Genomic DNA, 581 nt, shown 5'->3' on the forward strand with positions numbered 1-581 from the left:
GAGGGAGCCATCGAGTTGGACGACGCCTTCTTTTCCACCGAAATATCCCTTGAAGAGAGGGACAAACCGTTGAAGCGCGGCCGCGGGAGCCAAAAAAAGACCAAAGTGCTGGTAATGGCTGAAAGCAAAACCGTTGAAAACCCCAAGCCGGGTAAGAAACCCAAGAAGGTTAGATACCTGAAAATGAAAGTGATCAGTGACTTGAAGTCCGGTACAATTACAAGGAATGTCAAAGAGCACGTTGAAAGCACGGCGGATCTGACCACCGATGACTCAACATCTTACACTAAATTGAAAGAGCATGTTCATTCACATACGGCATCTGTTATTCCACACCAGGATCTTTCCAATGTGCTGCCCTGGGTGCATACCGCGATCAGCAATGCCAAACGACAGCTCCTGGGCGTGTATTACAAGATAAAACCAGAATACTTGCAATATTACCTCAACCAGTTCTGTTATAAATTCAACAGGCGTTACTTCGGGGAAAACCAGTTTGAAAGACTGTTGATAGCCGCTGTAACGTATGCTCCTGATTTCAAGTCAAGAATTTACAATAGGAACTATTGCGGATAATCATT

At 45.1% G+C, this 581-nt stretch carries 1 protein-coding gene; it reads left to right on the top strand.

All coding sequences use genetic code 11. From position 1 onward, the window contains the following. Positions 1 to 576: IS1595 family transposase (locus D7D25_RS17735; RefSeq protein WP_122970223.1), on the top strand; the 576-nt coding region annotated here is incomplete at its 5' end. Positions 577 to 581 lie beyond the last annotated feature (5 nt).

It is taken from the genome of Proteiniphilum sp. X52 (assembly GCF_003712195.1).
Classification (GTDB): Bacteria; Bacteroidota; Bacteroidia; order Bacteroidales; family Dysgonomonadaceae; genus Proteiniphilum.